At 47.8% G+C, this 3493-nt stretch carries 5 protein-coding genes; 3 read left to right on the forward strand and 2 right to left on the reverse strand.

Annotated elements, in window-relative coordinates:
• Positions 1-21: 21 nt before the first annotated feature.
• Positions 22-1395: an MFS transporter gene (locus tag ACUU1M_RS19375; protein WP_001317881.1), complete on the reverse strand. Its 1374-nt coding sequence runs from the start codon at positions 1393-1395 to the stop codon at positions 22-24.
• A gap of 176 nt (positions 1396-1571) precedes the next feature.
• Between ACUU1M_RS19375 and kdgR the strand changes: the two genes are divergently transcribed.
• Positions 1572-2363: a DNA-binding transcriptional regulator KdgR gene (gene kdgR, locus ACUU1M_RS19380; protein ID WP_001262182.1), complete on the forward strand. Its 792-nt coding sequence runs from the start codon at positions 1572-1574 to the stop codon at positions 2361-2363.
• 142 nt (positions 2364-2505) lie between these two features.
• Here kdgR and ACUU1M_RS19385 read toward each other — a convergent pair whose 3' ends face one another.
• Positions 2506-2745 (reverse strand): YobH family protein, encoded by a 240-nt coding sequence (locus ACUU1M_RS19385; protein ID WP_001211011.1) that lies wholly within the window; start codon positions 2743-2745, stop codon positions 2506-2508.
• Between the two features lie 158 nt (positions 2746-2903).
• Here ACUU1M_RS19385 and mgrB point away from each other — a divergent pair, with 158 nt between their 5' ends.
• Positions 2904-3047, forward strand: coding sequence for a PhoP/PhoQ regulator MgrB (mgrB, locus tag ACUU1M_RS19390; protein WP_000714550.1), 144 nt, complete (start codon positions 2904-2906; stop codon positions 3045-3047).
• Positions 3048-3121: 74 nt separating this feature from the next.
• Entirely contained in the window at positions 3122-3409 is a 288-nt protein-coding gene (locus tag ACUU1M_RS19395; protein ID WP_001006860.1) for a YebO family protein, read from the forward strand.
• Positions 3410-3493: the final 84 nt, after the last annotated feature.

Here is a 3493-nt window from a genome sequence, read left to right on the forward strand (position 1 = left end):
GTCCTGATCGACGCGCTTTTTTTATGCCCTGGCTCGTGGCTGAGTGATACGTAAACCACTGACACAGGCAGCAATCACTGCCAGAATAGCCGCAGCCATCAGCGAGACGTGCGTACCATTATCACCAAACTGATTTAGCATCAGCGCCACCAGCGCCGCGCCACTACTCTGACCCAGTAGACGAGCCGTTCCTAACATGCCACTGGCCCCACCGCTACGTTCGCGCGGAGCGGAGGTAATAATGGTGTGGTTATTGGGTGACTGGAATAAGCCAAATCCAGCGCCACATAAGATCATCGGCCAGATAATATTGATATCCGCAGGTGACGCGGGCAGCAGAACCAGGGAAAAAAGCCCCGCAGCCATGATGAACAACCCTAAAGCACCCAGCAATCCTGCATGTACGCGTTCAATCAAATAGCCTGCCAGCGGAGCCATCACCATCGTTGCTAACGGCCACGGTGTCAGAAGTAAACCTGTTTCGACTTCACTACGCCCGAGCACGGTTTGCAGGTAAAAGGGCAGGGAAACCATTGCCAGCATTTGTGCGCAGAAAGAGCAAACAGATGTGCAAATAGAAAGTGAAAACAGCGGGATACGCAGTAAATCCACCGGTAGCAGCGGTACGGGAAGAGAAAGCTGGCGGCGAATAAAGAAAATACCAACAACAACCATTACCACCAGTTCCGCAGCAATTAACGTCAGCGATTGCCCCTGAGCGAAACCACTCAACGCAGTGATAAGCAGGCCGAAGGTTAACGCGTTCATCACGGCGCTGGGCAGGTCGAAACGGGGTTTACTGGCGCGAGAACCATTGGGTGGCAGAAAACGCATCGCCAGAAGCAGGGCGATAATACCTAACGGTACGTTGATTAAAAATAACCATTTCCAGGATGCGATGGAGAGGATTGCTGCAGCAATTGTCGGCCCGGCAGCAGAAGAGACGGCAACAATAAACGAGTTTATGCCCATCCCTCTCCCCAGAAAACGTTGTGGATAGATCAGGCGGATAAGTGCGGTATTAACGCTCATCAACGCTGCACCGCCGAAACCCTGTATGACACGCGCAAGGGTGAGCATTTGCAGCGAATCAGAAAGGGCGCAGAACAGTGAAGACAACAGAAAAACGACCAGACCGCATTTATAAATACGTCGATAGCCAAACATATCGCCCAGAAACGAAAACGAGAGCAGGGAGATGACAATGGCGATTTGATAGGCGTTCACTACCCAGATGGAACTGGCTGGTGTGGCATGAAGGTCCGTGGCGATTGTTGGCAGGGCGACGTTGGCGATTGCGCCGTCAAGGACAGCCATCGAAATACCAATCACAATGGTTAATATCGCACCGTATCGCTGGGGCAATGGCAGGCCGTCGGCCTGAACTTTTGGCATAGGAATTTTATATCTTTGGTGAATAATCAACAGGGGTATGATTCTAGCACTGATATTCACGGTGGATGTCGCAGAATTGTAACTAACCGGCAAAAGATGGATTGCGACCACCCTGGTGCGAAATTATAATAAAAAACAGTTCTGATTTTTATAAAACACTCGCAATGAGGTGATAAATGGCTAACGCAGATCTGGATAAACAGCCTGATTCTGTATCTTCCGTGCTAAAAGTTTTTGGCATTTTGCAGGCGCTGGGTGAAGAGCGCGAAATAGGGATAACCGAGCTGTCGCAGCGCGTCATGATGTCAAAAAGCACCGTTTATCGCTTTTTACAGACCATGAAAACCTTAGGTTATGTGGCGCAGGAAGGGGAGTCGGAGAAATATTCCCTGACCCTGAAATTGTTTGAACTGGGCGCTCGCGCGTTACAAAACGTCGATTTAATTCGTAGCGCAGATATCCAGATGCGTGAGATCTCCCGCCTGACCAAAGAAACTATCCACCTCGGCGCACTGGACGAAGACAGTATTGTTTACATTCACAAAATTGACTCTATGTACAATTTGCGCATGTATTCACGGATTGGGCGTCGTAATCCGCTGTACAGCACCGCGATTGGTAAGGTACTGCTGGCATGGCGCGATCGCGATGAAGTGAAGCAAATTCTTGAGGGCGTGGAGTATAAACGCAGTACCGAGCGGACCATCACCAGTACAGAAGCGTTATTACCCGTTCTGGACCAGGTGCGCGAGCAGGGGTATGGCGAAGATAACGAAGAGCAGGAAGAAGGGCTGCGATGCATTGCGGTACCGGTATTTGATCGCTTTGGCGTGGTCATTGCCGGTTTGAGCATCTCCTTCCCGACGTTGCGTTTCTCTGAAGAGCGTTTACAGGAATATGTCGCAATGTTGCATACCGCAGCGCGCAAAATTTCTGCCCAAATGGGTTATCACGACTATCCGTTCTGATGAGAGTAAGAACCTGTCGGAATATCAAACAGACAGGTTCTTTATTTAGCATGAGAAAAATAAAGTTGAAGGTGCGTTATATTAAACGCGCTTGCTATAAGAATATTTTACTCATGAGTGAGAATCTGGTTATTTATTACCCTTAACCATTATCGACCACGATATTGCTTTTACGTAACAGTGGGCAATCTGTTATCCCCAAGAAACCACTTTTAGTGTGCAAGTATTGTACCGTGCTGGTGCCTCTGGCAGTCAGATAGGTACATTGCAAACCTAATCCTGCGGCATTCTCTTTGCTTCCAATCAAAACGCCATATCCGCTGAGTAATAATCCTATCCATACCAGTGCTATCAGCATAACTGTGCGAATGATGAATCGCATTACAACCTCTTCTCTTTTTATGTTCGCTTAATCGTAGCGGCAATATGCGCTGAAGCAAGCTACTCATTCCGAAAAAGCACGAATATCGACATAGTTAGGCGCTGTTTAACTAACGCATGCTAGTTTAATGACATAAGGTAGGTGAAGCGGAGATTGGAGTGAAAAAGTTTCGATGGGTCGTTCTGGTTGTCGTGGTGTTGGCTTGCTTGCTGCTTTGGGCGCAGGTATTCAACATGATGTGCGATCAGGATGTACAATTTTTCAGCGGAATTTGTGCCATTAACCAGTTTATCCCGTGGTGATATCATTTTTTCAGCACTAGATTTTCTTCCTCTCCAGCAGTGGTAGAATAGCGCCTCTACTCAGAGGTGGTGAAATGAACGAAGTTGTAAATTCAGGCGTGATGAACATTGCGTCTTTGGTTGTATCGGTGGTGGTTCTTCTTATCGGGCTCATCTTGTGGTTTTTTATCAATCGTGCCAGTTCACGGACTAACGAACAGATTGAACTGCTTGAGGCGTTGCTGGATCAGCAAAAACGTCAAAATGCACTGTTACGTCGTTTGTGCGAAGCAAACGAACCAGAGAAAGCAGATAAAAAGACCATTGAGAGTCAAAAATCGGTTGATGACGAAGATATTATTCGCCTGGTCGCCGAACGATAATCCTTCCTCAATCTTGAGTAACCCCGTCGTTGAAGGGTTACTCAATTCATCCTGATTATACGCACTGTCATGGTGCAACTGCTT

The organism is Shigella sp. SIG6 (assembly GCF_053555815.1).